Below are 26,169 nucleotides of genomic sequence, written 5' to 3'. Positions count from 1 at the left end.
ACGACGTCCAGCAGATCCAGTCGTTCACCATCGCCGAGCAGGGCGGCCACGAGGAACTCCTCGCCGCCGGCGGGGTGTACGCCCGGCTGCACGCGGCCCGGTTCGACCGTACGGTGGAGACGTGATCGTCACCGTCCGCACCACCACCGACGCGCGTGCCAAGGCCGACGCCCTGGCGCGCGGCGCCGTCGAGGCCCGGCTCGCCGCCTGCGCGCAGATCTCGGGGCCCGTCACCTCCGTCTACCACTGGCAGGGCGCGATGGAGACGGCCGAGGAGTGGCAGGTGGTGTTCAAGACCACCGAGGCCCGCTACCCGGCCCTGGAGGCGCACCTCCTCGCCGCCCACGACTACGACACGCCCGAGATCCTCGCCACCCGGGTGACCCGGGTCAGCGCGGAGTACGCCCGCTGGGTCGAGCAGGAGACCGCGGCGGCCACGGTGATCGCGGGCCCGGCGGACGACGAGCGGCCGTTCTTCGTGTACGGGACGCTGCGCCCGGGCGGGTACAACCACGACCGGTTCCTCCGCGGCCGGATCGGCACCGAGGCGGACGCCGTGCTGCACGGGGCGGTCCTGCACGACGGGCCCGGCTATCCGTACGTCGTCCCGGCGGACGGGGGCAAGGTCGTCGGCACGCTCCTGACGCCCTCGCCCGGCGACTACAGCGACCTGTTCGGCCTGCTCGACCGCCTTGAGCTGCCCGTCGGGTACGAGCGGGTGGCCATGGACGTCGTGCGCGTACGGGACGGGGCGCGGGTGTCCGCCTGGGTGTTCCTGGCGGCGCCGGACGCGCCCCTCGGCGCGGTCATCGAGAGCGGCGACTGGTTCAGCCGGCCGTAGCCCCCGCCTTCTCGGCGCGCTCCAGACGCACCGCGCACACCTTGAACTCCGGCATCCGCGAGACCGGGTCGAGCGCCGGGTTCACCAGCGTGTTCGCCCGCCCCTCGCCGTACCAGTGGAACGGCATGAAGACCGTGTCCGGGCGGATCGACGTCGTGATCCGCGCCGGTGCGACGGCCCGCCCGCGCCGGGAGACCACCGCGAGCTCCTCGCCCTCGGCGACCCCGAGCCGCTCGGCGAGCCGGGGGTGGAGCTCCACGAACGGGCCGGGCGCCGCCGCGTTCAGCTCGTCGACCCGCCGGGTCTGCGCACCCGACTGGTACTGGGACACGACACGGCCGGTGGTCAGGACGACCGGATACTCGGCGTCCGTCTCCTCGGCCGCCGCCCGGTGCACCACCGGCACGAAACGGGCCCGCCCGTCCGCCGTCGCGAACCGGTCCAGGAAGAGCCGCGGGGTGCCCGCGTGCTCCTCGTCCGGGCAGGGCCAGAACACGCCCTGCTCCTCCTCGACGCGCCGGTAGCTGATGCCCGCGTAGTCCGCGGGCCCGCCCGCCGAGGCGCGGCGCAGCTCCTCGAAGACCTCCTCCGGGTCGGCCGGGAAGCCCTTCTCCCAGCCGAGCAGCCCGGCCAGCGCGTGCAGCACCTCCAGGTCGCTGCGGACCCCCGGGGGCGGGGTGAGGGCGCGGCGGCGCAGCAGCACCCTGCCCTCCAGATTGGTCATGGTGCCGGTCTCCTCCGCCCACTGCGTCACGGGCAGCACGACATCGGCCAGTGCGGCGGTCTCGGAGAGCACCACGTCGGCGACGGCGAGGAAGTCCAGCGACCGCAGCCGCCCCTCGACGTGCGCGGCGCGCGGCGCGGAGACCACCGGGTTCGAGCCCATCAGGAGCAGCGCCTTCACCTCGCCGCCGAGCGCGTCGAGCAGCTCGTACGCGCTCCGCCCGGGCCCCGGCAGCGACTCCGGCGCGACGCCCCACACCCCGGCGACGTGCGCGCGGGCGGCCGGGTCGTCGAGCTTGCGGTAGCCCGGCAGCTGGTCGGCCTTCTGGCCGTGCTCCCGGCCGCCCTGGCCGTTGCCCTGGCCGGTGAGGCAGCCGTAGCCGCTCAGCGGCCGGCCGGCCCGCCCGGTGGCCAGGCAGAGGTTGATCCAGGCGCCGACGGTGTCGGTGCCCTTGGACTGCTGCTCGGGGCCGCGCGCGGTCAGCACCATGGCGTTGTCGGCGTCGCAGAACATCGCGACGGCCTCCCGGAGCTGCGGTACGGACACGCCGGTGATCCGCTCGACCTGCTCGGGCCAGTGGGACATGGCCCCGGCGCGGGCCGCCGCCCAGCCGTCGGTGCGCTCCTCGACGAACTCCTCGTCCACCCGTCCCTCGGCCACCACCAGGTGCAGCATGCCGAGGGCGAGCGCGAGGTCGGTGCCGGGGCGCGGCGCGAGATGCAGGTCGGCCTGCTCGGCGGTGCGGGTGCGGCGCGGGTCGACGACGATCAGCTTCCCGCCGTTCGCCTTCAGCTCGGTGAGGTAGCGGAGGGCGGGCGGCATGGTCTCGGCGAGGTTGGAGCCGACGAGGATCACACAGCCCGTCTTCGGGATGTCCTCCAGGGGGAAGGGGAGTCCCCGGTCGAGGCCGAAGGCCCGCTGGTGCGCGGCGGCGGCCGAGGACATGCAGAAGCGGCCGTTGTAGTCGATCTGCGAGGTGGCGAGGACGAGCCGGGCGAACTTGCCCAGCGTGTACGCCTTCTCGTTGGTGAGTCCGCCGCCGCCGAAGACCCCCACGGCATCGGGGCCGTGGTCGGCGCGGGTCCGGCGAAGACCGTCGGCGACGGCGGCGAGTGCCTCCTCCCAGGACGCGGGCTCCAGGGCCCCCGTGTCAGGGCATCGGACCAGGGGCTCGGTGAGCCGCACCCGGGAGGAGAGTACGGAGGGTGCGGTGCGGCCCTTGCCGCACAGCGCGCCCCGGTTGACGGGGAAGTCGGTCCGCTCGACCACCTCGGCGGGCAGCTCCGGGGCGCCGGTGGGGCGGAGCGACATGCCGCACTGCAGGGCGCAGTAGGGGCAGTGGGTGGGCACGGTGGCGGCGTCGGACATGCGGCCAGCATGCGTCCGGCGTGTTACGCGGGGCGGCGCGGCGTATTACGGGCGCGGTGCGGTGCGCTCCGCTGGGCGGGCGGCGTCGGGTGAGGCGTGGCTACTTCCGAGGTGACGCCAGCGCCTCCGTGACGCCCTTCTCCTTCGGGCCGAGGAAGTGGGGCTCCGGGCGCAGGCCGGCGTCGAGGGCGGCCTTGCCCGCCGCGAAGAGCTCCCGGGTGGTGCCGTAGTACCAGGTGCGGTCGTGGGGTTCGGCGACCCCGACCCCGTACGCGTCGACGCCGGCGCGGTCGCACAGGGCGACGGCCCGCTTGATGTGGAAGTCCTGGGTGACCAGGACGGCCCGCTCGACGCCGAAGACCTTCCGGGCGCGGACGCAGGAGTCCCAGGTGTCGAAGCCCGCGTAGTCGCTGACGATCCGGCCGACCGGCACCCCGCGCGCGGTGAGGTAGGCGCGCATGGCGCTCGGCTCGTCGTACGAGGTCCGGCTGTTGTCGCCGGTGACGAGGAGGACCCGGACCTTGCCCGTGCGGTACAGCTCGGCGGCGGTGTCGAGCCGGTGCGCGAGGTACGGGGTGGGGTGGCCGTTCCACAGGCCGGCGCCGAAGACGACGGCGACGTCCCGGGCGGGCACGTCGGCGGTGGTACGGAGCTTCCCGGCGGCGGCGGTCTGCATCCAGGTGGCCGGGGCGAGCGCGAGGACGGCGCCCAGCATCACGGCCTGGACGGTACGGCGGCGGGCCCGGGTGGTGCGGGGGATCAACCGGGTGAGCCGTGCCGGCATGCGGGAACCTCCGTGGGGCGTGGATCGGTGTCGGTCTGTCACCCGGTCCGACGCGCGTCGGCGGCGTTCGGTTCACCGGGCGCCCCGTGTGTTCCGTACAACACACCCGCGAGGCCCATCCCGAGGAGCATGCCGAGCAGCTGCGCGGCGGCGAAGGCGGGCACGGAAGCGGGGGCGATGCCGGTGAAGGAGTCGGAGAAGGCGCGCCCGACGGTGGCGGCCGGGTTGGCGAAGGACCCGGAGGAGGTGAACCAGATCGCCGCCCCGATGTATCCGGCCACGGCGACCGGGGCGAGGCCGGGACGGCCGATGTGCCGCAGGCCCTGCACGACGAGAACGAGCCCGGCGGTGGCGACGGCCTCCCCGAGGAGGAGGTGGAGCGCCGAGCGCGACTCGGTGGCCCAGGCGCCGGGCGCCCGCCCGAACATGGCCTCGGCGAGCAGGGCGCCCGCGACGGCCCCGGCGAGCTGGGCGGCGATGTAGACCAGGACCTCACGCCCCCTGCTCTCGTGGCGCCGGGACCACCACTCGGAGAGCGTCACGACGGGGTTGAAGTGGGCGCCGGAGAGCGGGCCTATGAGGGCGATGAGCAGCCCGAGGCCGAGGGCGGAGGCCGCGGCGTTGGCGAGCAGCCGGACGCCGATGTCCTGGCTCAGGGAGTCGGCGCGGATGCCGGAGCCGACGACGACGGCGACGAGGGCGGCGGTGCCGATGAACTCGGCTGCGGCGCGCCGGGGGAGCGCGGGCGGGGACATTCTCATATCGGAAAAGATATTCCGTGATTCGGAAGGAGAAAAGAGGGGAGGGGAGGTACGTCCGGACCGTACGATCCGCTCATGATCATCGACGACGTCCTCGGGGACGCGGTCCGCAACAACGCCGAGTGGTGCCAGGCCATGTGCCGCGCCCACGGACTCACCGGAACCTTCGCCCCCCGCGCCTGGACCAGCGCCGCCCGCACCCCGCTCTACTACCCGGACGCGGTGACGCTGACGGAGGACGCGACCGCCGAGGACGTCCTGGCCGGCATCGACCGCACGACCCCCGGGGCCTCGGTCAAGGACAGCCACGCGCGCGTGGACCTGGCCGCCGAGGGTTTCCGGCTCCTCTTCGAGGCGCGGTGGATCGCCCGCCCCGCCGGTGTCCCGGCCCCCGCCGCCCCCGGCGACTGGCGCCCGGTCCTGGCCCCGGAGGAACTCGCGGCCTGGGCCCTGGCCTGGAGCGGCGACGATGCCGAGGACGCGGCGCTGTTCCGCCCGGAGCTCCTCGCCGACCCGGCGACGACGATCGTCGCGGGCTACGCCGACGACGGCCGGATCCTCGGAGGTGGGGTCCTCACCGCGAGCGCCCGCGTCACGGGCGTGTCGAACCTGTTCGCCACGGCGGGCACGGACCCGTCCGCCGCATGGGCGGGCGTCCTCGCCTCGGCCCCGGTGGACCGCCCGGTCGTCGGCTACGAGTCGGGCGACGACCTGCCGCCGGCGCACGAGGCGGGCTTCGGGGAACTGGGCCCTCTCCGTGTCTGGCTGGGCGCGTAGGAGCGCGTCACGCCGCCGTGGGGGTGAAGCGGTGCAGTTCGTCGGCGCCGGGCTGGACGACGCCGTAGCTGTTCTCCGGCACCTCGTTCCAGGCACCGGGCAGGTCGCCGAGGGGCTCGGACACGACGAGGCGGGTCTCCTCGGACACGTCCCGCAGGAAGGCGAGGTCGGGGTGGAGCCTGCGCAGGGCCTCCACCCGGCTGCTGTAGAACAGCGAGCGGGAGGAGTGCGCGCTGGAGTAGCGGAAGGCCCAGACGCGCTCGCCGTCGGTGAGGGCGAGCGTCATCTGGAGGGGGAACTCCACCCCGTGCTCATGGCCGACCCGTTCCACGACACCCGCCATCGCGGCGACGGCGGCGGGCGGGTCCCGGTCGAGGCCGAAGGTGAGCGCCAGATAGAACATCACCTCGGAGTCCGTCGTGCCCTCGATGTCGGCGTAGAGCCCGGGGTCGACGAGCAGGGTGAGGTCACGGCGCATCAGGGGGAACCCGGCGATGGCGCCGTTGTGCATGAACATCCAGCGGCCGTGCCGGAACGGGTGGCAGTTCGACTGCTGCACGGCCGTCCCGGTCGACGCCCGGATGTGGGCGAAGAACAGCGAGGACCGGACGTGGTCCGCCAGCTCCCGCAGATTGCGGTTGTTCCAGGCGGGCCCGACGTCCCTCAGCAGCGCCGGGGTCTCGTCGTGCGCCGAGTACCAGCCGACGCCGAACCCGTCACCGTTGGTGGTCTCCACGCCCAGCCGGGAGTGCAGGCTCTGGTCGATCAGGGAGTGGGCCGGTCTGTACAGGATGGTGTCGAGCAGCACCGGCGTTCCCCGGTACGCGAGCCATCGGCACATGCGCGATCACCTGGGTCCCTGCCGGATCCGCGGGCGCCGTCGTGCCCACCGTCCGGCCCTCCCATTCTCGGCGCCCTCCCCACCCGGTGCCACACCGGCGCGGGCGGGACCCGGACCGGCGGGCTGGCAGACGGCGCCCGGGACGCGTGAGGTCACGGCAAAGACCCGTCACCCGCCCGAAACGGCCAGGCAACGAGCCCCCGCCAGGATCGGTCCATGACGGAGCCGGACAGCACGTTCGACAGCGCCGCCGAGCTGCTCGGGAGGATCAGCGAGCAGCTCGGGACCCAGCTCGGCCACGTGCGCCCGTACGGCCGCCGCCGGCCGCGGAAGCACGACGAGGAGGCACACCCGCCCATGAACGCCCCCACCCTCGTCGCCGTCGGCCACGGCAGCCGCGACCCCCGCGCCCGCGCCACCCTCACCCGCCTCCTCGACCGGGTCCGGGAGCTGCGCCCCGGACTCGACGTCCGCCTCGCCCACATCGAGCTGAACGCCCCGCTGCTCGACGCCACCCTCGCCGGACTCGCCGCCGAAGGCCGGGACGCCGTCCTCGTCCCCCTCCTCTTCGCCCCCGGCCACCACGTCACCCACGACCTGCCCGCCGCCGTCGCCGCCGCACCCGCGCTCCGGGCGCGGGTCGCCGAGCCGCTCGGCGCGCACCCGCTGCTCGTCGAGGCGCTCGTGGGCCGGCTCGTCGAGGCGGGCTGGACGGCCGAAGACGGGGCCTCCCGCGCCACCGGCGTCGTCCTCGCCTCCGCCGGTTCCCGCGACCCCCGGTCCGGCGCCGAGATCCGCCGGATCGCCGCCCTCCTCGGGGAGCGTCTCGGCGGCGTCCCCGTCGTCCCCGCGTACGCCTCAGCCGCCACCCCCACCGTCCCCGACGCGATACGCGCGCTCGCCGCCCGGGGCCGGCACCGGGTCGCCGTCGCCTCCTGCTTCACCGCCCCCGGCCTCTTCGCGACCCGCGCCGCCGCCCACGCGCCCTGGATCGCCTCGGACCCGCTCGGCGCCCACCCGGCGCTGGCCCGCCTGGTCCTGCACCGTTACGAGAAGGCCCGCGTGCGGGAACTCGCCGCCGTCTGAGCTCTTCTGTCGGTCCCTCCGGCTACCTTCGAGACATGGAAGGCAACGAGGACACCAAGGACAGCACGGACATCACCGACACCCCCGGCTACGACGAGACCGCGACCGAGCGGTGGGCCACCGAGCCCGACAAGCGGCCCGGGCGCACCGCCTTCCAGCGGGACCGCGCCCGCGTGCTGCACTCCGCCGCGCTCCGCAGGCTCGCGGGCAAGACGCAGGTCGTGACCCCCGGCACCCGCAGCCACGCCTGGGACGCCAGCCCCCGCACCCGGCTCACGCACTCCCTGGAGTGCGCCCAGGTCGGGCGGGAGCTGGGCGCCGCCCTCGGCTGCGATCCCGATCTCGTCGAGGCCGCCTGCCTCTCGCACGACATGGGCCACCCGCCCTTCGGGCACAACGGCGAGCAGGCGCTCAACGACGTCGCGAAGGACTGCGGCGGCTTCGAGGGGAACGCGCAGTCGCTCCGGCTCCTCACCCGCATCGAGCCCAAGCGCTTCGTCAAGGACGCCGAGGGGGACCTCGTCAGCGTCGGGCTCAACCTGACCCGCGCCGCCCTCGACGCCGCCACCAAGTACCCGTGGGCGCGGGGCGGCCACCCCGAGGACCCCGGCTCGCCGAAGTTCGGTGTGTACGAGGACGACCTGCCGGTCTTCGAGTGGATCCGCGCCGGCGCCCCCGCCCACCGCAAGTGCTTCGAGGCGCAGGTCATGGACTGGTCCGACGACGTGGCCTACTCGGTCCACGACTTCGAGGACGGCCTGCACGCGGGGCACATCGACCCCAACATGCTCTTCGCCGAGCCCGAGCGCGCCGACATCTGGACGGTCGCCATCGGCCGTTACGTACCGGAGGACACCGACCCGCAGGAGCTCGCCGAGGCCCTCGACCGGCTCGTCGACCAGGAGTGGTGGCCGCACGGCTACGACGGCTCGGCCGTCGCGCAGGCCCGCCTCAAGGACGCCACCAGCCAGCTCATCGGCCGCTTCTGCCTCGCAGCCGAGGGCGCCACGCGGGAGACCTGGGGGCACCGCCCAGGCCGTTCAGGCTCTGGGGGAGGTTCCGGCCGCCTCACCCGCTACTCCGCCGAGCTCGTCGTCCCGCGCGCCACCCGCAACGAGTGCGCGGTCCTCAAGGCCGTCGCCGACCGGTACGTGATGCAGCGCCCCCAGCAGGAGGCGCTCCGGGCCGATCAGCGCGTCGTCGTCGCCGAGCTCGCCGAGGCGCTCGTCGCCCGCGCCCCCGACGGACTCGAACCGCAGTTCAGGGCCGCGTTCGACACGGCCCGCGACGACCGGGCCCGCAAACGCGTCATCGTCGACCAGATCGCCAACCTCACCGACGCCTCCGCCCGCGCCCTCCACGCCCGCCTCCGCACCCCCCGCTGAGCGCGGGCGGCCCTCTTCCGTCACCTCCCTCGGTACGGGACCCTCGCAGGCACGGCCCGGAGAGGTACGACGGGACGAACGCCCGGGGGCGTAGGTTGGAACCGGTCGCAACGAGGAGGAATCGACGTGGTCGACGCAGATCAGACCTTTGTCATCGTCGGCGGAGGCCTGGCAGGGGCCAAAGCGGCGGAGACCCTGCGCGCCGAGGGGTTCAACGGCCGGGTGATCCTCATCGGCGACGAACGCGACCACCCGTACGAGCGCCCACCGCTCTCCAAGGGCTACCTCACCGGCGCCAAGGAACGCGACAGCGTCTTCGTCCACGAGGCCGCCTGGTACGCGGCGAACGACGTCGAGCTCCACCTCGGCCAGTCCGTCACCGCCGTCGACCGCGAGGCCCGCACCGTCCGCCTCGGCGACGGCACCGTCATCCGCTACGACAAGCTGCTCCTCGCCACCGGCGCCGAGCCGCGCCGCCTCGACGTCCCCGGCACCGAGCTCGCCGGCGTCCACCACCTGCGCCGCCTCGCCCACGCCGACCGGCTCCGCCAGGTCCTCGCCGGCCTCGGCCGGGACAACGGCCACCTGGTGATCGCCGGCGGCGGCTGGATCGGCCTGGAGGTGGCCGCCGCGGCCCGCGGCTACGGCGCCGAGGTCACCGTCGTCGAGGCCGACCCCACCCCGCTGCACCGGGTCCTCGGCCCCGAGCTCGGCCAGCTCTTCGCCGACCTGCACAGCGACCACGGCGTCCGCTTCCACTTCGGCGCCCGGCTCACCGAGATCGTCGGCCAGGACGGCATGGTCCTCGCCGTCCGCACCGACGACGGCGAGGAGCACCCGGCGCACGCCGTCCTCGCCGCGATCGGCGCCGCCCCCCGTACCGCCCTCGCCGAGAACTCCGGGCTCGCCCTCGTCGACCGGGCCGACGGCGGCGGCATCGCCGTCGACGAGTCCCTGCGCACCTCCGACCCCGACGTCTTCGCCGCCGGTGACGTGGCCGCCGCCCACCACCCGCTGCTGCACACCCGGCTCCGCGTCGAGCACTGGGCCAACGCCCTCAACGGCGGCCCGGCCGCCGCCCGCGCCATGCTCGGCCGGCGCGTCTCCTACGACCGGGTGCCCTACTTCTTCTCCGACCAGTACGACCTGGGCATGGAGTACTCGGGCTGGGCGCCGCCCGGCACGTACGACCAGGTCGTGGTCCGCGGCGACACCGGCAAGCGCGAGTTCATCGCCTTCTGGCTCAAGGAGGGCCGGGTCCTCGCCGGGATGAACGTGAATGTGTGGGACGTCACAGACCCGATCCAGAACCTCATCCGCGCCCGTACGGCCGTGGACCCGGACGCCCTTGCCGACCCCTCCGTACCCCTGGAGAGCCTGATCTGATCGGGTCCGCTCACCCGTAGACTTCATGCGTGGCAGGCAGGATCAACGATGACGACGTGAAGGCGGTACGGGACGCGGTCCCGATCGACGCCGTCGTGTCCGAGTACCTCCAGCTGCGCAACGCGGGCGGCGGAAACCTCAAGGGCCTCTGCCCCTTCCACGACGAGAAGTCGCCCTCCTTCCAGGTCAGCCCCAGCAAGGGACTCTTCCACTGCTTCGGCTGCCAGGAAGGCGGCGACACCATCGCCTTCGTGATGAAGATCGACCACCTCTCCTTCTCGGAGACGGTCGAGCGCCTCGCCGCGAAGGCGGGCATCACCCTGCGGTACGAGGAAGGCGGCTACAACCCCGGCCACCAGCGCGGCGAACGCATCCGCCTGGTCGAGGCGCACAAGGTCGCCGCCCAGTTCTACGCCGACCAACTCGGCTCGCCCGAGGCCGAGATCGGCCGGAAGTTCCTCGCCGAGCGCGGCTTCGACCAGGCCGCCGCCGAGCACTTCGGCGTGGGCTACTCCCCGGCCGGCTGGGACCATCTCACCCGCTTCCTGCGCGGCAAGGGCTTCTCCGACAAGGAGCTGATCCTCTCCGGCCTCTCCCAGGACGGCCGCCGCGGCCCCATCGACCGCTTCCGCGGCCGCCTCATGTGGCCGATCAAGGACGTCGGCGGCGAGATCGTCGGCTTCGGCGCGCGCAAGCTCCGCGACGACGACAACGGCCCCAAGTACCTCAACACGCCCGAGACGCCGATCTACAAGAAGTCCCAGGTGCTCTACGGCGTCGACCTGGCCAAGAAGGACATCGCCAAGGTCAGCCGGGCCGTCGTCGTCGAGGGCTACACCGACGTCATGGCCTGCCACCTCGCCGGCGTCACCACCGCCATCGCCACCTGCGGCACCGCCTTCGGCGGCGACCACATCAAGATCCTCCGCCGGCTCCTCATGGACAACGGCTCGGCCCGCGTCATCTTCACCTTCGACGGCGACGCCGCAGGCCAGAAGGCCGCCCTGCGCGCCTTCGAGGACGACCAGAAGTTCGCCGCCGAGACGTACATCGCCATCGCCCCCGAGGGCATGGACCCCTGCGAACTCCGCCTCGCCAAGGGCGACGAGGCCGTCGCCGAACTCGTCCAGCCCCGCACCCCGCTCTTCGAGTTCGCCCTCCGCCAGATCGTGAAGCGGTACGACCTGGAGACCCCGGCGGGCCGCGCCGCCGCCCTCGACGAGGCCGCGCCGATCGTCGCGAAGATCAAGAACGTCGCCTCGCAGCACGAGGTCGCCGTCCAGCTCGCCGGCATGCTCGGCATCCTCGACACGCAGTTCGTGGTCCGGCGGGTCGCCCAGATCGCCCGCTGGCAGCGGCAGGGCGGCAGTAGGGGACCGGAGCGCCAGCAGCCCCAGCGGACGTACGACACCCCGGCCCCGGCCGCCGCAGCCCCGGGCCCCGCCCTCAACCTGCGCAGCCCCGCCCACCGCACCGAGCGGGAGCTCCTCAAGCTCGCCCTCCAGCGGCCCGAACTGGTCTCCCCGGCCTTCGACGCGTACGGGGCCGACGAGTTCACCGCCGCGCCCTACGCGGCCGTCCGCCAGTGCGTCCAGGACGCGGGCGGCGCCACCGGCGCCCCCTCCGACTACCTCGACGCCGTCCGCGAGGCCGCCCCCAACGACTCGGTCCGCGCCCTCGTCACCGAACTCGCCGTCGAGACGATCTTCGCCAAGACCGTCGACGAGGCGTACGCCGGCGACCAGCTCGTCACCGTCCGCCTCCGCGCCGTCGACCGGCGCATCCGCGACGTCCAGGGCACCCTGGCCCGGCTCGGCGCGAACGGCGACCCCGAGCGGCTCGCCGCCGTGCAGAACGAACTGTGGGTCCTCACCCAGTACGGGCAGTCCCTCCGGAACAACGGCGCCGCGGCTCTCTGACGCACGTTCAGTCACGTCCCGGTCTCAAAAAGTCACCGCACGCCCCTCGTGGCGGCGATGTGTCGTACCCCACACTGGGTGACGGAGTCGTTCCGCCCCTCCTGGAGGTCGCCCGCCGTGCAGACCGAGACCCGGACCGTGTCGCAGGAGCCGTCCCCCGGCGAACCGGACGAGCAGACCGAACTCCCCGAGGTTCCGGAGGTCCCGCCACAGCGCCGCCGCACCGGCGACCCCGGCGGCAACAGCCCCTCCTCCGACCTCTTCCGCCAGTACCTGCGCGAGATCGGCCGCATCCCGCTGCTCAGCGCCGAGGAGGAGGTCGAACTCGCCCGCCGGGTCGAGGCCGGGCTGTTCGCCGAGGAGAAACTCACCAACACCCCCGACCTGGACAACCAGTTGGCGTACGACCTGGACCGGCTCGTCGTCCTCGGCCGGATCGCCAAGCGCAAGCTCATCGAGGCCAACCTCCGCCTCGTCGTCTCCGTCGCCAAACGGTACGTGGGCCGCGGCCTCACCATGCTCGACCTCGTCCAGGAGGGGAACCTCGGCCTCATCAGGGCCGTCGAGAAGTTCGACTACGCGCGGGGCTACAAGTTCTCCACGTACGCCACCTGGTGGATCCGCCAGGCCATGTCCCGGGCCCTCGCCGACCAGGCCCGGACCATCCGCGTCCCCGTGCACGTCGTCGAACTCATCAACCGGGTCATCCGCGTCCAGCGCCGCATGCTCCAGGAGCGCGGCTACGAACCCACCGCGGAAGAGGTCGCCGCCCAGCTGGACCTGGCCCCCGAGCGGGTCGGCGAGGTCCTCCGCCTCGCCCAGGAACCCGTCTCCCTGCACGCCCCCGTCGGCGAGGAGGAGGACGTCGCCCTCGGCGACCTCATCGAGGACGGCGACGCCGCCTCACCCGTCGAGTCCGCCGCCTTCCTGCTGCTCCGCCGCCACCTGGAGGACGTCCTCTCCACCCTCGGCGAACGCGAACGAAAGGTCGTCCAGCTCCGCTACGGCCTCGACGACGGCAGGCCCCGCACCCTGGAGGAGATAGGACGCATCTTCGGCGTGACGCGCGAACGCATCCGCCAGATCGAGTCCAAGACCCTCAACAAGCTGCGGGACCACGCCTACGCCGACCAGCTGCGCGGCTACCTCGACTAGTACAGCTCCTTGACGGTGAGGGTCCACGGGCCGTCCGCGCTCAGGAGCAGCAGCCGCGGCCCCTGGGGGACCGGGACCGTCCGCTTCAGCGCCCCGGTCGTGTTGAGGAGCAGGTCCGAATCGCCCAGAGCGCCTCCGGTGCGCCCGCGGGGCCCGTAACACTGGATGCCGACATAGCCGCCACCGTCGCCCGGCCGGCCCTCGAAGTCCACGCGGAGATCGGCCCCGTCGCCGGTGTAGACGAAGGCCTCGGGGCCGTAGCCGCTGAGCACGCCCTCCAGACGACGGGCCGCGGCGACCGGCTTCACCCGCAGGAGCCAGCGGTTCTTGCCGGCGAGCCGCAGACGCAGCGGCCGGTCCTTGGGGACCGGGGTGACCGAACTGCCCCGGAAGTCGGGCAGGGTGGTGTTGAACAGGTACTCCCCGTCCTTGTTGCGCTTGTCGAGCGGAAAGAGGCCGACATACCCGCCGTCCTCGTGCGCGATCTCCACGAGGACGGGTCCGGACCCGACGCGCGCGTCGGTGGTGATCACGTCGTCGCCGAGCCCCTCGACGATGATCGGCTCGAAGAGCGGGCCGAACTGCCAGCCCTCGACGAGTTCGTACGGCCGGTCGGCCGGCGGGAACGGCCCCGCGGCGACGGGCGTCCCGACCGGCTGGGGGGCGGACGCGCCATTTGCGGACGGCGCCTGCCCCGGCACTTTCACCACCCCGGTCAGCGGTACGGGCCCGGCGACGGCCGGCTCCTCGTCCGCGACCTCGACGCCGTACGCCGTGACGAGACCGGCGAGCCCGGAGCCGTACCCCCGCCCGATCCCCGCGAACTTCCAGCCGCCGGACTCCCGGAAGAACTCTCCGAAGGCCACGGCGGTCGCGTCCGCCTCGCCCGTCACCGTGTACGAGGCGACCGTCGCCCCGTCGGGGGCGACCGCCGTCAGCGCACCGCCCGCCGCCGAACCGGCGATCACGATCCGCTCGACCGCCGCCTCCACCTCGGGCAACGCGAGGACCAGCGACGGCGGTTCGTGCCGGACCGCCCCGGACGGATGCGCGGGCTGCCCGTCGAAGACCATGTCCGCGTCCCCACGGACCCGGCCGTCCGCACCGAGCAGCAGCGCCGCCACGTCCACGCCCTCGGCGCCCACACGCAGGGTGACCGACGGCACCCAGGAATTCTTGGTTGTGTGACCCATGCCGCACATCATGCGGCATGGGTCACATGCCGTCAGTCGACCTCGGCGACCGCCTGCGCGAACTGCGCCGCGTACAGCCGGGCATAGGCCCCGCCCGACGACAACAGCTGCTCGTGCGTGCCCTGTTCGACGATCGATCCGTTCTCCATCACCAGGATCACGTCCGCGTCCCGGATCGTGGAGAGCCGGTGCGCGATCACGAACGAGGTCCGCCCGTGGGCGAGTCGGGCCATCGCCTTCTGGATGAGGACCTCGGTGCGGGTGTCGACCGAGCTGGTCGCCTCGTCCAGGACGAGGATCACCGGGTCGGACAGGAACGCCCGCGCGATGGTGATCAGCTGCTTCTCGCCCGCGCTGACCCCCGCCCCGTCGTCCTCGATCACCGTGTCGTACCCCTCGGGCAGGGTCCGGATGAACCGGTCGGCGTGGGCGGCGCGTGCCGCCTCCTCGACCTCGGCCCGGGTCACCGGGCGCGTGGCGCCGTACGCGATGTTGTCCGCGATGGTGCCGCCGAAGAGCCAGGTGTCCTGGAGGACCATGCCGATGCCCTTCCGCAGGTCCTCGCGGGACATCTTCGAGACGTCCACCCCGTCCAGGGTGATCCGGCCGCCCGTCACCTCGTAGAACCGCATCAGCAGGTTCACCAGGGTCGTCTTGCCGGCACCGGTCGGGCCGACGATCGCGACCGTCTGCCCCGGGTCCACCGTGAGCGACAGGTCCTCGATGAGCGGCTTGTCCTCCTCGTAACGGAAGGAGACGCCCTCCAGCGCGACCTTGCCCTTCAGGTCCACCGGGTGCTCGCTCATCGGCGCGTCCGGCTCCTGCTCCTCCGCGTCGAGCAGCTCGAAGATCCGCTCCGCCGAGGCGACACCGGACTGCACCAGGTTCGCCATCGACGCGACCTGCGTCAGCGGCATCGAGAACTGGCGCGAGTACTGGATGAAGGCCTGCACGTCACCGATGGACAGGCTGCCGGTCGCCACCCGCAGGCCGCCGACCACGGCCACCAGGACGTAGTTGATGTTCGAGAGGAAGAACATCACCGGCTGCATCACACCGCTGTTGAACTGCGCCTTGAACCCGGCCTCGTACAGGGCCTCGTTCTGCTCGCGGAAGTCCTTCGCGGACTCCTCCTGCCGGCCGAAGACCTTCACCAGACCGTGCCCGGTGTACATCTCCTCCACGTGCGCGTTGAGCGTGCCCGTGGACTTCCACTGCTGGACGAAGTGCGGCTGCGAGCGCTTGCCGATCTTCGCCGCGACGAACACCGAGACCGGCACCGTCACCAGGGCCACCAGGGCCAGCAGCGGCGAGATCCAGAACATCATCCCGAGCACGCCGACGATCGTGAGCAGCGAGTTGATCAGCTGGCCCATCGACTGCTGGAGCGTCTGCGAGATGTTGTCGATGTCGTTGGTCGCCCGGGACAGCACCTCGCCGCGCTTCGCCTTGTCGAAGTACGAGAGGGGAAGCCGCGCCAGCTTCGTCTGGACGTCCTCCCGCATCCGGTAGACCGTCCGGTTGATCACCTTGATCGACATGCGGGTCGAGACCAGCATGAGCAGGCCCGCCGTGACGTAGATCGCGAGGACCCACAGCAGCACCTCGCCGACCGCACCGAAGTCGATGCCCTGCCCGGGGGTGAAGTCGACCCCGGACAGCATGTCGGCCATGCCGCTGTCGCCACTGGCCCGGAGCTTCTCCAGGGCCTGCGCCTTCGTGGCGCCCTCGGGCATGTTCTGCCCGACGACCCCCGCGAAGATCAGGTCCGTCGCCTTGCCGAGGATCTTCGGCCCGACCACGGAGGCCGCCACCGACAGCACGCCGGCGATCAGCATCACCCAGAGCGTGCCGCGCTCGGGCGCCAGCTGCTTGAGCAGCCGCTTGCCCGAGCCCTTGAAGTCCATCGACCGCTGGTCGGGGCCGCCACCGGCCATCATGCGTCCGCCAGGACCGGCCATCAGGCTGCCTCCGCCTCGGTCAGCTGGGAGAGCACGATCTCCCGGTACGTCTCGTTCTCCGCCATCAGCTCACGGTGCCGTCCGGTGCCCACGACCCGGCCCTCGTCGAGGACGACGATCCGGTCGGCGTCGCGGATGGTCGACACGCGCTGGGCGACGATCACCACGGTCGACTCCGCCGTCTCCTCGGCCAGCGCGGCCCGGAGCAGGGCGTCCGTCTCGTAGTCGAGCGCGGAGAAGGAGTCGTCGAAGAGATAGATCTCCGGCCGCTGCACGAGCGTCCGCGCGATGGCGAGCCGCTGCCGCTGCCCGCCGGAGACGTTGGTGCCGCCCTGCGCGATCGGGGCGTTCAGACCGTTCTCCAGCTTCCGTACGAAGTCGGCGGCCTGGGCGACCTCCAGGGCGTGCCAGAGCTCCTCGTCGCTCGCGTCGGGCTTCCCGTACCGAAGGTTCGTCGCCACCGTCCCCGAGAACAGGTACGGCTTCTGCGGGACGAGTCCCACGGTCCTCGCCATCAGCTTCGGGTCGAGCTTCCGCACGTCGACGCCGTCGACGAGGACCTCGCCGCCGGTGGCGTCGAAGAGCCGGGGCACGAGCCCGAGCAGCGTCGACTTGCCGCTGCCCGTCGAACCGATGATCGCGGTGGTCTCACCGGGCAGGGCGACCAGCGCCACGTCCTTGAGGACCGACTCCTCCGCGCCCGGGTACCGGAAGTCCGCGCTCCTGACCTCCAGGTGCCCGCGCCGGAGCAGCTTCGTCACCGGCTCGGCCGGCGGCACGACGCTCGTGTCCGTTCCGAGGACCTCCTCGATGCGCTCGGCACACACCTCGGCGCGCGGCACCATCATGAACATGAAGGTGGCCATCATCACGGCCATCACGATCTGCATCAGATAGGCGAGGAAGGCGGTCAGCGCGCCGATCTCCATGCCGTGGCTGTCGATGCGGTGCGCGCCGAACCAGACCACGGCCACGCTGGAGACGTTCACGACGGTCATGACCGTCGGGAACATCAGCGCCATCAGCCGGCCGGTCGCCATCGACACGTCGGTCAGCTCGCCGTTGGCGCCGCGGAAGCGCTCCTCCTCGTACCCGTCCTTCACGAAGGCGCGGATGACCCGGTTGCCGGTGATCTGTTCGCGCAGCACCCGGTTCACGGTGTCGAGGCGCGTCTGCATGGTCCGGAAGAGCGGCCGCATCTTCCGCACGATCAGCGAGACGGCGACGCCGAGGACCGGCACCACCGCGAGCAGCACGCCCGACAGGGGGACGTCCTGGCCGAGCGCCATCACGATGCCGCCGACACACATGATGGGCGCGGAGACCATCAGGGTGAACGCCATCAGGACCAGCATCTGGACCTGCTGCACGTCATTGGTCGTACGGGTGATCAGCGAGGGCGCGCCGAAGTGGCCGAGCTCCCGGGCGGAGAAGGACTGCACCCGGTCGAAGACCGCGCCGCGCACGTCGCGGCCGAGCGCCGAGGCGGTCCGCGCGCCGTAGTACACGGCCCCGATGTTGCAGACGACCTGGACGACGGAGACGCCGACCATCAGGGCGCCGAAGCGCAGGATGTAGCCGGTGTCCCCGTTGACGACACCGTTGTCGATGATGTCGGCGTTCAGGGTCGGCAGGTAGAGGCTCGCGCAGGTCTGCAGGAACTGCAGCAGGACGAGCAGCGCGATGGGTTTTCGATAGGGCCGCAGGTGGGTTCGGAGAAGTCTTATGAGCACGGCTCCTACTATCGCCCGCGCCCCCGGGACGTTACGACTCGGTTTTGGGGTGCGGGCGGAGCCTGGCCAAGACTTTACGAACGCGCATACGACCCCCGGGAGCCGCGCGGTCTCAGGAGCACCGCAGCCGCCTCAGGAGCCTCGCGGTCTCAGGAGGCTTTCGGCTTCAGGAGCCTCGCGGTCTCAGGAGCTGAAGGCCCCCGGGTGGATCTGCTCCCGCGTCGCCACGTACTGCTGCCGCACCGCCTGCCCGACCGAGAGCTCCTCGGCGGGCTCCAGGATCTGCGCGACCGCGCCCTGCCAGGCCGGCGGAGCGGACGGGGACAGCGTGCCCCGCGCGACCCCGAGGGCCCAGGCGGCCTGCCGGGCCGCGCCGAGCGCCGCGTAGTCGGCCGGCTGGGGGACGACGACCTGGGCGCCGAAGAGCGCCGGTGCGAGGGCCTGCACGGCCGGCAGGGCGGCCGCCGCGCCGAGCAGGAACACCCGCCGCACCTCGACGCCCCGCCCGCGCAGCACGTCCATGGCGTCGGTGAGCGCGCAGAGCATCCCCTCGAACGCCGCCCGCGCGAGGTGCTCGGGCTTCATCGACTCGCGCCGCAGCCCGCTGAGCGTGCCCGCGGTGTGCGGCAGGTTCGGGGTCCGCTCGCCCTCCAGGTAGGGCAGCAGGACGAGCCCGGAGGCGCCGGGGGTCGACTTCAGGGCGAGGGCGGAGAGCTCGTCGAGGTTCTCCAGGCCGAGCATCTCGGCGGTGCCGCGCAGCGCACGCACCGCGTTCGAGGTGGAGACGACGGGCAGGTGCATGCCGGTGGCGTCGGCGAAGGAGGTGATCATGCCTCTCGGGTCGGCGAGGGCCTCGTGGTGCACGGCCATCACGGAGCCGGAGGCGCCGAGCGAGACCACCGCGTCGCCGGGGCCGAGCCCGAGGCCCAGCGCGGCGGCCATCGTCTCGCCGGTGCCGGCGGAGACGAGGAGGCCCTCGGGGGTGATGCCGGCGGCGTCGGAGGGCCCGAGGACCTCGGGCAGCACGGCCTGGTGGCCGAGGGCCAGCTCGACGAGGTCGGGGCGGTACGTGCCGGTGCGGGCCGACCAGTAGCCGGTGCCGGAGGCGGCGCCGCGGTCGGTGGTGCGGCGGGCGGGGCGGCCGAGGAGCTGCCAGACGAGCCAGTCGTGGGGCTGGAGGAGCATCGCGATCCGCTGGGCGTGCTCGGGTTCGCTGCGGGCGAGCCAGCGGAGCTTGGCGACCGGCTGTCCGGCGCCGGGCACGCTGCCGACGGCCTCGGCCCAGGCCTGCCGTCCGCCCAGGGACTCGACGAGGTCGGCGGCGGCGACCTGCGCCCGCTTGTCGTTGCGGACCAGCGCGGGCCGCACCAGGCCGCCCTGCGCGTCGAGCGGCACGATCCCGTGCTGCTGCGCGGAGACGCCGATGGCCTCCACGCCCTCCAGGAGCCCGCCGGTGGCGGCCTCCCCGAGCGAGAGCAGCCAGCTCTGTGGATCGACGTCGACGGCCTTGGGTTCGCTGGGATGTGCGGCGTACCCCTGCCGCAGTACGGCACCCGTGTCCGTGTCACAGACGACGATGCGTGTGAACTCCGCAGAGCTGTCGAGTCCGGCGACTATCCCCATGACACATGATTCTGCCGCACGCGCGGCCCCCGGCGCTGCCGGTGCCGCATGTGCGGGGCTCGGGTGTCCCTCGTGTCCCGGTCCGGGGCTCAGGTGTTGCTGGTGCCCCAGTCCTCTTCGTCGACCTTGCCGTTGACCCGGCCGCGCTCGCGCAGCGCGTGGACCCGGTCGGTCACGGAGGACGGCAGCCGGTCGCTCACCTTGTCGCCCACGAGGTGCGCCGCCTTGCCCGCGGCATGGCGGCCGGTCTGGGCGGCGGACTCGGCGGCGTTCCGCACGGCCGGGTTCTGGGTGAAGTCCTTGAGGGACTTCTTCATCTGTTCGTAGCGCTCGCGTCCGGCCCGCGTGCCGACCACGTAACCGAGGGCGAGTCCCACGACGAACGTCAGCTTGTACCGCACGGCTGCGATCCTTCCCTGGAGGCCCTGGGGATACCGATTGGCGGAGCACCCCCCTGCTTGCGCTAATGTATGTCTCGCAGCGAGCGAGCGCCCTCCCGGTTCAGCCGGACTGGGTACGTTCGGTGCAACGCAGCAATCCCCTGTAGCTCAATTGGCAGAGCAGCCGGCTGTTAACCGGCAGGTTACTGGTTCGAGTCCAGTCGGGGGAGCGCGATCCCCTGTAGCTCAATTGGCAGAGCATTCGGCTGTTAACCGGAGGGTTACTGGTTCGAGTCCAGTCGGGGGAGCGAGACGGAAGAGGACCCTTCGGGGTCCTTTTTCGCGTCTCCGGGAACCAAGCGGAGCGCGGCGCGGTCTACATGGTCGAGCAGAGCCGATCATCCGGAGCAGGAGATCGTATGAGCGGCTATGCTGCGGCAGACGGCGCGCACACATGTACGCGCCTCATCGTTCGGGGCGGTAGCTCAGCCGGTTAGAGCAGCGGACTCATAATCCGTCGGCCGTGGGTTCGAGTCCCACCCGCCCCACTCCAGCAGAAACGTCGTGACCAGCGGAAACGCCCCTGGAGGGGTGTTTCCGCGTGCGGCGTTCACCTCGCATCGGTGAGGCGAAACGCGCTCTTCTGGTCTGTCCCACCGGGCCCTGGCCTTCTTGACCTGGGCTTTCAGGCGGAACGTAAGTGCGGAGCCACGACGATGATCCCACGGCGATCCCACGGCTCCCGCGTGTGACACGCCGCACACCACTCCGAACACCGAGGGGTCAGGGCCTGCGCCGAGCGCGCCCTCGCCCGCATGAAGCACTACAAGACCCTCCGCGACTGCCGACAGCGTGGCGATGGCTTCCACCGCGCGGTCCAGGCCATCGCCCGCATACGCAGCCTCACCCTCGTCGCATGATCCAGACCAGCCCGGAACCGGGACCTGGCTTGCCCGTACACAACCTTCTGAGACACGCTTTAGGCTGCCCCTGGGCCAGTAGAGAGGGGCGCGGTGGTGGACACGGCGGAGCGGTACCGGCGGTTCGCGACGATGGAGGCACGGGGCCACTCCCCGACGTACGAGCGGCTGACCGCCGCGATCGCCGGCGACCCGGACCTGCTGGCGTTGATCGACCAACTCCCCACTGCCAGGCGGCAGCCCAACCTGCTACTGGCTGCGGTGCGCTTTCTGGATGGGCCGGTCGACGACCTCGCCGCCTTCCGGGAGTGGACCCTCGTCCACTGGGCTCGGGTCCGTGCCACGATGTCGGAGCGGCGGACCCAGACCAACGAGCCCGGCCGATGTTCCGTCCTGCTTCCCGTGCTGGCTCGTCTGCCCCAGCCGCTGGCGCTCATCGAGGTCGGGGCCTCGGCCGGGCTCTGCCTGTATCCCGACCGCTACCGCTACCGCTACGACGGGGGTGCCGAGTTCGGCCCCTCGGACAGCGCGGTCGTCCTGGAGTGCGGCACGACGGGCGCCGTTCCACTGCCCGCCCGGCTGCCGGAGGTCGGCTGGCGGGCCGGTGTCGACCTGAACCCGCTCGACGTGGCCGACCCCCAGGACGCGCGCTGGCTGGAGTGCTTGGTCTGGCCCGAGCAGCACCAGCGCCTGGCCCGGCTGCGGGATGCCATGCGGATTGCGTGCGCCGAGCCCCCGACGCTGGTCCGCGGCGACCTGAACAAGACCATCCGCGACCTGGTCGCCGCCGCCCCGGCGGGAGCCACCCCGGTCGTCCTCCACAGCGCGGTCCTCGCCTACCTGCCGCCCGAGGAGCGCGAGGCCTTCACCGCTACCATGCGGGAGCTGGGCTGCCCCTGGATCTCCAACGAGGCTCCGGGCATCCTCCCGGCCGTGGATCGCCGGCTGCCGCTCGGCCCCCGCCTCGACCGACTGCTGTTCACCCTCGCCCTGAACGAGTATCCGCTTGCCCGCACCGGCCCACATGGACAGTACCTGGAGTGGCTGCCCACCCAGGCTGCCCCGTGAGCAGTCGGATCTCGGCCACTGTGCGACTTCCCGGCTGAAGTCGCAGATGAAGCGGCCGGCGCGCTCGGACGCAGCAGGCCAGCCTCCGCCCGGGGTCGACCAGGTGGGTGGGTGCGGCCCTCACCTGCGCAGGGCGGCGGATGGGGGCGACCGCCCGCGACACCGAACCCGTCGTCCTCAATGCCGGCTTCGCCCTCAGCGAGGCTGTCGCCCCCGGAACCCTCCGGCCCGTGGGTCAGCCGCCGAAGATGCGGTTGTCCCGGCGCTTGAGTGCCCGGTCCCAGCCGGCGAGCTGAGCGGGTTGCACGCCGATGTCGCCGACGTAGGCGGCGGAGGGGCGGATGATCTTGCCGAGGCGCTTCTGCTCGAGGATGTGCGCGCTCCAGCCGGCGGTGCGGGCGCAGGCCGCCGGCGACGCCCGTCGCTACGTCAAGAAGCCGAATGCACGGACGGATCATCGCTCCAGGAGCACCGCGAGCTCGGCTTCCAGTTCCGCGGCGCCGGTGAAGTGGAGCGCGGTGATCCCCACGGCCCGTGCGCCCGCCACGTTCGTGGGCTTGTCGTCGATGAACACCGCCGCTTCCGGCGGGACGCCCACGAGGTCGAGGGCCCGGGTGTAGGCCGCCGGGTCGGGCTTGGTGACGCCCAGCCGGCAGGAGAAGAGCAGGGGGTCGAAGCGGGCGGCGACCTGGGGCAGCACCTCGGGGAGCGCTTCGAGGACCAGGGCGTCGTTGTTGGTGAGCAGCGCCGTCCGTAGCGGGCGGAGGCCGTCCACCACGGCGAGGACCCGCTCATCGGGCTCGAACGCGCTGCACCAGACCTCGTGGAGGGCGGCCGGGTCGCCCGGATACCCGAGCTCCTCCCGCAGGGTCCGGTGGATATCGGCCGGCGACCCGAGGCCCCGGTCCCACCGTCCGACCCGCCCGGACTCGTACAGCGTCCGTTCCACCCGTTCGGCACTCACCCCGCACGCCTCGGCGAGCAGGTCCAGCCGCCGTCGCGGAAGGAACCGGCAGACCACGTCTGCGAGATCGAAGAGAACCACCTCGGGCCGCATGCGTCGACCCTAGGGGGTGCCTCGTGGGTCAGCCGTCCACCACGGTGAGGTGGTACGTCGTGTCCACCCCGAAGCCGCCCGTCGTCGCGGCCTTGATCTCCAGGACGTACTGGCCCGGCAGCAGCGGGGCGAGGCCCGCCCAGATGCCCCAGGAGAGGTACATCTGGAGACCCAGGCGGAAGGGGCGGGTGGTGAACTCGCCGAGGGGGAGCGGGGCGCCGTTGAGGTAGGCGTCGGCGGAGGACACGTCCATGGCGAGCGGTGTGCGCGAGTGCAGCTTGGGGTGGTGGACGTTGAGGACCGGGAAGAAGAGCGGGCGGTCGGCGGGGATCTCGCAGCGGCGGACCACCCGGCCGCCGTAGGTGCCGGCCAGGAACCACACGTCGGCGGGCTGCCGCCAGGCCGCGTGTTCGCCGGTGGTGTCGGCGACCGGGCTTCGGCTCTCGGGGGCCGATCGTGCCCACTGCCACCAGCGGGCGGCGAGCGTGCCGCCCTCGTCCTCGGATATCCGCCATTCGCTCACAGCGCCACACCCTACGGGGTCACCGGACGCCGAGGAGGCCCATGAAAACCAGCAGGGTGACGACGACCGCGAGCGGGGCGCCGACGGAGAAGCCGGCGCGCCGCGGCGGGATCCAGGCGGCGATCAGCAGGGCCAGGGAGACGAGGAGGCCCACCACGAGGGTGGGGAAGGCCACCTCGAAGGCGGCCTGGAACCGGTCGGCCTCGGCTCTGTCGCAGGAGTCGCAGGCCATGGGCGAGAGCATGGCGAAGACCAGGCCGAAGAAGCCCAGCGGCAGAGTGAGCAGGGTCGAGAAGAGGGGCGCGATCCAGGATCCGGTGGCCGGCGCGTCAGGTACGGCGGCGGTGGTGTCGGGTGCGTCGGGCGTGTCAGGTACGGCGGCGGCGGTGTCGGGTGCGTCGGGCGTGTCAGGGGCGTTCGCAGGCATGGTGACAGGAAACCCGCGGCGCCGCCGGGGCGGATGAGCTGTCGTACTCATCCGCCCCGGCGTCCCGTGCCTAGTACGTCAGGATGCCCGGGTCCGTCGTGCCGGCCGCGCCCGTCTCCACGTGGCCCGCCAGGCGGCGGAGGTAGTCCGTGGAGGCCGAGGACGTGACGGTGACGTCGTACCAGCGGGCGGAGGCGGAGAGCGGGACGGTGTGGGTGACCGTGGCGCCCTTGGGGACGGACAGGGTCGTCGGGGTGCCGCCGTACGCGTTGGTGACGGTCACCGTGGCCGTGGTGCCGGCGTTGGTGAAGGTCAGCGCGAGGTCGCCGGTCGTGGCGTCGTGGCGGGCCGTCACCTCGGGGACCGCCGTCTTTCCGGGGGAGCGGAAGCGGCGGAGGAAGCCGTTGGGGCCGTGGACCGTGAGGTCGGTGAGGCCCTTGGAGTACTTGGTGTTCCAGGTGTCGGCGATCGACTTGTTCGCCTCCGACGTGTACGTCCACGGGGCGTCCGTGCGGTTCGCCGAGGTGACGTAGAACTGGGCGCCCGCCTGCGGGCCGCCGCTGAAGGTCAGGCGGTAGGTGCCCGCCGTCACGTCCGCCGCGCCGTCCACGTACGGGGCGTACTTCAGCGGGCGGGTGGGCTTGGCGCCCGGCTCCTGGCGGGGCATCGTGCCGGTGGCCGGGGCGGTCGCCAGGAAGTCGGGGTGGCGGTTCTTGTCCGGCGGGTAGTAGCCGGCCGTCGGCGGGAGCGGGGCGGGCTGCGTGTTCGTACGCGTGAAGTCGAACGCCGAGGTCAGGTCGCCGCACACGGCCCGGCGCCACGGGGAGATCTGCGGCTCCTGCACCCCGAAGCGGCGCTCCATGAAGCGGATGATCGACGTGTGGTCGAAGGTCTCGGAGCAGCTGTAGCCGCCGGTGGACCACGGGGAGACGACCAGCATCGGGACGCGCGGGCCCAGGCCGTAGGGGCCGGCCACGTAGCCCGTCTTGCCGGGGAAGTAGTCCAGGGTGGTGGCGGTGGTCGACAGGCCCTCCGCCGCCGAGCCCGGGGCGTACGGCGGGACCACGTGGTCGAAGAAGCCGTCGTTCTCGTCGTACGTGATGAACAGGGCGGTACGGGCCCACACGTCCGGGTTCGAGGTCAGCGCGTCCAGGACCTGCGCGATGTACCAGGCGCCGTAGTTCGAGGGCCAGTTGGCGTGCTCCGAGAAGGCCTCGGGCGCGGCGATCCAGGAGATCTGGGGGAGGCTGCCCGCCTGTACGTCGGCGCGGAGCTTGTCGAAGTAGCCCTCGCCCGCCTTCGCGTTCGTGCCCGTGCGGGCCTTGTCGTAGAGCGGGTTGCCCGGCTGGGCGTTGCGGTAGTTGTTGAAGTAGAGGAGCGAGTTGTCGCCGTAGTTGCCGCGGAAGGCGTCGCTGATCCAGCCCCAGGAGCCGGCCGCGTTCAGGCCGTCGCCGATGTCCTGGTAGATCTTCCAGGAGACCCCGGCCGCCTCCAGGCGCTCGGGGTAGGTGGTCCAGCCGTAGCCCGCCTCGGCGTTGTTGAGGACGGGGCCGCCGCCCGTGCCGTCGTTGCCGACGTATCCCGTCCACATGTAGTAGCGGTTGGGGTCGGTCGCGCCGATGAAGGAGCAGTGGTACGCGTCGCAGATGGTGAAGGCGTCGGCGAGCGCGTAGTGGAACGGGATGTCCTCGCGGGTGAGGTGCGCCATGGTGGCCTTGGTCTTCGCCGGCACCCAGTTGTCGTACTTGCCCTTGTTGAAGGCGCTGTGGCCGCCCGCCCAGTCGTGGTTGAGGCCCTGGAGGTACTCCATGCCCAGCTTGTCGCTGGTCGGCCGGAACGGGAGCGTGACCTTGCTGCCGTCCGACTGGTTCCAGACCGACTTCCCGCTGGGCAGGGTCACGGGACGCGGGTCGCCGAAGCCCCGTACGCCCTTCATCGCCCCGAAATAGTGGTCGAAGGAACGATTCTCCTGCATCAGGACGACGATGTGCTCGATGTCCTGGATCGTGCCGGTGGAGCCCTGCGCCGGTATCGCGGCGGCGCGGGCGATGCTCTCCGAGAGCATCGTGAACGCGGCGGCGCCGCCGGTCAGCTGAAGGAACCGGCGGCGATTGAGGTCGGCCATGGGGGAGTTGTCCTCCGGGTGTGAGTGCTACGTCGACGGGGGTGCGGGTGCGGGCGCGGCGACCGGGCGGACCGGCCGACGGGCGCCCCAAGGAGAGCGCCCGTGAACCACCGCCCGGCGGCCGTCCCATGA

At 72.3% G+C, this 26,169-nt stretch carries 21 protein-coding genes, 3 tRNA genes and 1 pseudogene; 11 read left to right on the top strand and 14 right to left on the bottom strand.

The features are described from left to right. The first annotated feature begins 121 nt into the window (after positions 1-121). The gene (cutA, locus tag ACN9M0_RS11135) at positions 122-841 is read left to right on the top strand and encodes a divalent cation tolerance protein CutA (RefSeq protein WP_366035880.1); all 720 of its coding nucleotides are present in this window, start codon (positions 122-124) and stop codon (positions 839-841) included. Here the strand turns inward: cutA and ACN9M0_RS11130 are convergent. From ACN9M0_RS11130 to ACN9M0_RS11120, 3 genes are all read right to left on the bottom strand, one after another. After that, complete coding sequence (locus ACN9M0_RS11130) at positions 828-2,933, bottom strand: molybdopterin oxidoreductase family protein (RefSeq protein ID WP_366035881.1); 2,106 nt, start codon at positions 2,931-2,933, stop codon at positions 828-830. The two genes, cutA and ACN9M0_RS11130, sit on opposite strands and share 14 nt — an antisense overlap. A gap of 100 nt (positions 2,934-3,033) precedes the next feature. Continuing rightward, positions 3,034-3,717 carry a SanA/YdcF family protein gene (locus tag ACN9M0_RS11125; RefSeq protein ID WP_366035882.1) on the bottom strand — a complete coding sequence of 228 codons (684 nt, stop codon included), beginning with the start codon at positions 3,715-3,717 and terminating at the stop codon, positions 3,034-3,036. Positions 3,718-3,755: 38 nt separating this feature from the next. Continuing rightward, positions 3,756-4,478, bottom strand: a complete 723-nt coding sequence (locus ACN9M0_RS11120) for an aquaporin (protein WP_366035883.1) — start codon at positions 4,476-4,478, stop codon at positions 3,756-3,758. Between the two features lie 75 nt (positions 4,479-4,553). On the opposite strand from ACN9M0_RS11120, the gene ACN9M0_RS11115 reads away from it, so the two are divergent. Then, a complete protein-coding gene (locus ACN9M0_RS11115) occupies positions 4,554-5,255 on the top strand; it encodes a hypothetical protein (protein WP_399698343.1) in 702 nt (233 codons plus the stop codon). A gap of 7 nt (positions 5,256-5,262) precedes the next feature. Here the strand turns inward: ACN9M0_RS11115 and ACN9M0_RS11110 are convergent, their stop codons facing one another. Then, positions 5,263-6,096: a class II glutamine amidotransferase gene (locus ACN9M0_RS11110; RefSeq protein ID WP_426403530.1), complete on the bottom strand. Its 834-nt coding sequence runs from the start codon at positions 6,094-6,096 to the stop codon at positions 5,263-5,265. Between the two features lie 216 nt (positions 6,097-6,312). On the opposite strand from ACN9M0_RS11110, the gene ACN9M0_RS11105 reads away from it, so the two are divergent. From ACN9M0_RS11105 to ACN9M0_RS11085, 5 genes are all read left to right on the top strand, one after another. Beyond that, on the top strand, positions 6,313-7,182 hold the full coding sequence (locus tag ACN9M0_RS11105) for a sirohydrochlorin chelatase (protein ID WP_399698346.1): 870 nt from the start codon (positions 6,313-6,315) through the stop codon (positions 7,180-7,182). Between the two features lie 35 nt (positions 7,183-7,217). Further along, positions 7,218-8,567 carry a deoxyguanosinetriphosphate triphosphohydrolase gene (locus tag ACN9M0_RS11100; protein WP_366035887.1) on the top strand — a complete coding sequence of 450 codons (1,350 nt, stop codon included), beginning with the start codon at positions 7,218-7,220 and terminating at the stop codon, positions 8,565-8,567. 126 nt (positions 8,568-8,693) lie between these two features. Then, on the top strand, positions 8,694-9,953 hold the full coding sequence (locus ACN9M0_RS11095) for an NAD(P)/FAD-dependent oxidoreductase (protein ID WP_366035888.1): 1,260 nt from the start codon (positions 8,694-8,696) through the stop codon (positions 9,951-9,953). A 29-nt stretch (positions 9,954-9,982) separates the two neighbouring features. Then, positions 9,983-11,872 carry a DNA primase gene (gene dnaG / locus ACN9M0_RS11090; RefSeq protein WP_366035889.1) on the top strand — a complete coding sequence of 630 codons (1,890 nt, stop codon included), beginning with the start codon at positions 9,983-9,985 and terminating at the stop codon, positions 11,870-11,872. 57 nt (positions 11,873-11,929) lie between these two features. Continuing rightward, positions 11,930-13,027: an RNA polymerase sigma factor gene (locus ACN9M0_RS11085; RefSeq protein ID WP_399698353.1), complete on the top strand. Its 1,098-nt coding sequence runs from the start codon at positions 11,930-11,932 to the stop codon at positions 13,025-13,027. On the opposite strand, the gene ACN9M0_RS11080 is transcribed toward ACN9M0_RS11085, so the two are convergent. The 5 genes from ACN9M0_RS11080 to ACN9M0_RS11060 form a co-directional block, all read right to left on the bottom strand. Further along, a complete protein-coding gene (locus ACN9M0_RS11080) occupies positions 13,024-14,220 on the bottom strand; it encodes a TerD family protein (protein WP_366035891.1) in 1,197 nt (398 codons plus the stop codon). The two genes, ACN9M0_RS11085 and ACN9M0_RS11080, sit on opposite strands and share 4 nt — an antisense overlap. Positions 14,221-14,252: 32 nt before the next feature. Beyond that, entirely contained in the window at positions 14,253-16,181 is a 1,929-nt protein-coding gene (locus tag ACN9M0_RS11075; protein WP_366035892.1) for an ABC transporter ATP-binding protein, read from the bottom strand. Beyond that, positions 16,181-17,914, bottom strand: a complete 1,734-nt coding sequence (locus ACN9M0_RS11070; RefSeq protein ID WP_366035893.1) for an ABC transporter ATP-binding protein — start codon at positions 17,912-17,914, stop codon at positions 16,181-16,183. Before ACN9M0_RS11070 ends, ACN9M0_RS11075 begins: the two co-directional genes overlap by 1 nt. A 183-nt stretch (positions 17,915-18,097) precedes the next feature. Further along, positions 18,098-19,537, bottom strand: a complete 1,440-nt coding sequence (locus tag ACN9M0_RS11065; RefSeq protein WP_366035894.1) for an FGGY family carbohydrate kinase — start codon at positions 19,535-19,537, stop codon at positions 18,098-18,100. Between the two features lie 89 nt (positions 19,538-19,626). Then, a complete protein-coding gene (locus ACN9M0_RS11060) occupies positions 19,627-19,938 on the bottom strand; it encodes a YtxH domain-containing protein (RefSeq protein ID WP_366035895.1) in 312 nt (103 codons plus the stop codon). A gap of 136 nt (positions 19,939-20,074) precedes the next feature. Between ACN9M0_RS11060 and ACN9M0_RS11055 the strand changes: the two genes are divergently transcribed. The 4 genes from ACN9M0_RS11055 to ACN9M0_RS11040 all read left to right on the top strand — a co-directional run bounded on the left by ACN9M0_RS11055 (position 20,075) and on the right by ACN9M0_RS11040 (position 21,905). Continuing rightward, positions 20,075-20,147 (top strand) — tRNA-Asn (locus ACN9M0_RS11055). A gap of 5 nt (positions 20,148-20,152) precedes the next feature. Beyond that, positions 20,153-20,225 (top strand) — tRNA-Asn (locus ACN9M0_RS11050). Positions 20,226-20,391: 166 nt separating this feature from the next. Continuing rightward, positions 20,392-20,465: transfer RNA gene (locus tag ACN9M0_RS11045), tRNA-Ile, on the top strand. A gap of 465 nt (positions 20,466-20,930) precedes the next feature. Continuing rightward, entirely contained in the window at positions 20,931-21,905 is a 975-nt protein-coding gene (locus tag ACN9M0_RS11040) for a DUF2332 domain-containing protein (RefSeq protein WP_426403529.1), read from the top strand. A gap of 235 nt (positions 21,906-22,140) precedes the next feature. Here ACN9M0_RS11040 and ACN9M0_RS11035 read toward each other — a convergent pair. The 5 genes and pseudogenes from ACN9M0_RS11035 to ACN9M0_RS11015 all read right to left on the bottom strand — a co-directional run. Next, positions 22,141-22,308: pseudogene (locus ACN9M0_RS11035) on the bottom strand (hypothetical protein); the annotation flags it as partial. A gap of 51 nt (positions 22,309-22,359) precedes the next feature. Continuing rightward, on the bottom strand, positions 22,360-22,962 hold the full coding sequence (locus ACN9M0_RS11030; protein ID WP_426403528.1) for an HAD family hydrolase: 603 nt from the start codon (positions 22,960-22,962) through the stop codon (positions 22,360-22,362). Between the two features lie 28 nt (positions 22,963-22,990). Further along, the gene (locus ACN9M0_RS11025; RefSeq protein ID WP_366035898.1) at positions 22,991-23,485 is read right to left on the bottom strand and encodes a hypothetical protein; all 495 of its coding nucleotides are present in this window, start codon (positions 23,483-23,485) and stop codon (positions 22,991-22,993) included. 19 nt (positions 23,486-23,504) lie between these two features. Then, entirely contained in the window at positions 23,505-23,912 is a 408-nt protein-coding gene (locus ACN9M0_RS11020; protein WP_426403527.1) for a hypothetical protein, read from the bottom strand. 70 nt (positions 23,913-23,982) lie between these two features. Further along, positions 23,983-26,037, bottom strand: coding sequence for a phosphocholine-specific phospholipase C (locus ACN9M0_RS11015; protein WP_426403526.1), 2,055 nt, complete (start codon positions 26,035-26,037; stop codon positions 23,983-23,985). Positions 26,038-26,169: the final 132 nt, after the last annotated feature.

Source organism: Streptomyces sp. R-07, assembly GCF_049913175.1.
GTDB lineage: Bacteria > Actinomycetota > Actinomycetes > Streptomycetales > Streptomycetaceae > Streptomyces.
This window is presented reverse-complemented; position numbering and strand designations above follow the sequence as displayed.

What these genes read in the sequence shown, in the direction of transcription:
- ACN9M0_RS11120 (WP_366035883.1), bottom strand. Translation starts at nt 4,478, where the DNA reads ATGAGAATGTCCCCGCCCGCGCTCCCCCGGCGCGCCGCAGCCGAGTTC.
- ACN9M0_RS11015 (WP_426403526.1), bottom strand. Translation starts at nt 26,037, where the DNA reads ATGGCCGACCTCAATCGCCGCCGGTTCCTTCAGCTGACCGGCGGCGCC.
- ACN9M0_RS11130 (WP_366035881.1), bottom strand. Translation starts at nt 2,933, where the DNA reads ATGTCCGACGCCGCCACCGTGCCCACCCACTGCCCCTACTGCGCCCTG.
- ACN9M0_RS11075 (WP_366035892.1), bottom strand. Translation starts at nt 16,181, where the DNA reads ATGGCCGGTCCTGGCGGACGCATGATGGCCGGTGGCGGCCCCGACCAG.
- ACN9M0_RS11100 (WP_366035887.1), top strand. Translation starts at nt 7,218, where the DNA reads ATGGAAGGCAACGAGGACACCAAGGACAGCACGGACATCACCGACACC.
- ACN9M0_RS11030 (WP_426403528.1), bottom strand. Translation starts at nt 22,962, where the DNA reads ATGCGGCCCGAGGTGGTTCTCTTCGATCTCGCAGACGTGGTCTGCCGG.
- ACN9M0_RS11110 (WP_426403530.1), bottom strand. Translation starts at nt 6,096, where the DNA reads ATGTGCCGATGGCTCGCGTACCGGGGAACGCCGGTGCTGCTCGACACC.
- ACN9M0_RS11105 (WP_399698346.1), top strand. Translation starts at nt 6,313, where the DNA reads ATGACGGAGCCGGACAGCACGTTCGACAGCGCCGCCGAGCTGCTCGGG.
- ACN9M0_RS11115 (WP_399698343.1), top strand. Translation starts at nt 4,554, where the DNA reads ATGATCATCGACGACGTCCTCGGGGACGCGGTCCGCAACAACGCCGAG.
- ACN9M0_RS11080 (WP_366035891.1), bottom strand. Translation starts at nt 14,220, where the DNA reads ATGGGTCACACAACCAAGAATTCCTGGGTGCCGTCGGTCACCCTGCGT.
- ACN9M0_RS11020 (WP_426403527.1), bottom strand. Translation starts at nt 23,912, where the DNA reads ATGCCTGCGAACGCCCCTGACACGCCCGACGCACCCGACACCGCCGCC.
- ACN9M0_RS11085 (WP_399698353.1), top strand. Translation starts at nt 11,930, where the DNA reads ATGTGTCGTACCCCACACTGGGTGACGGAGTCGTTCCGCCCCTCCTGG.
- ACN9M0_RS11065 (WP_366035894.1), bottom strand. Translation starts at nt 19,537, where the DNA reads ATGGGGATAGTCGCCGGACTCGACAGCTCTGCGGAGTTCACACGCATC.
- ACN9M0_RS11125 (WP_366035882.1), bottom strand. Translation starts at nt 3,717, where the DNA reads ATGCCGGCACGGCTCACCCGGTTGATCCCCCGCACCACCCGGGCCCGC.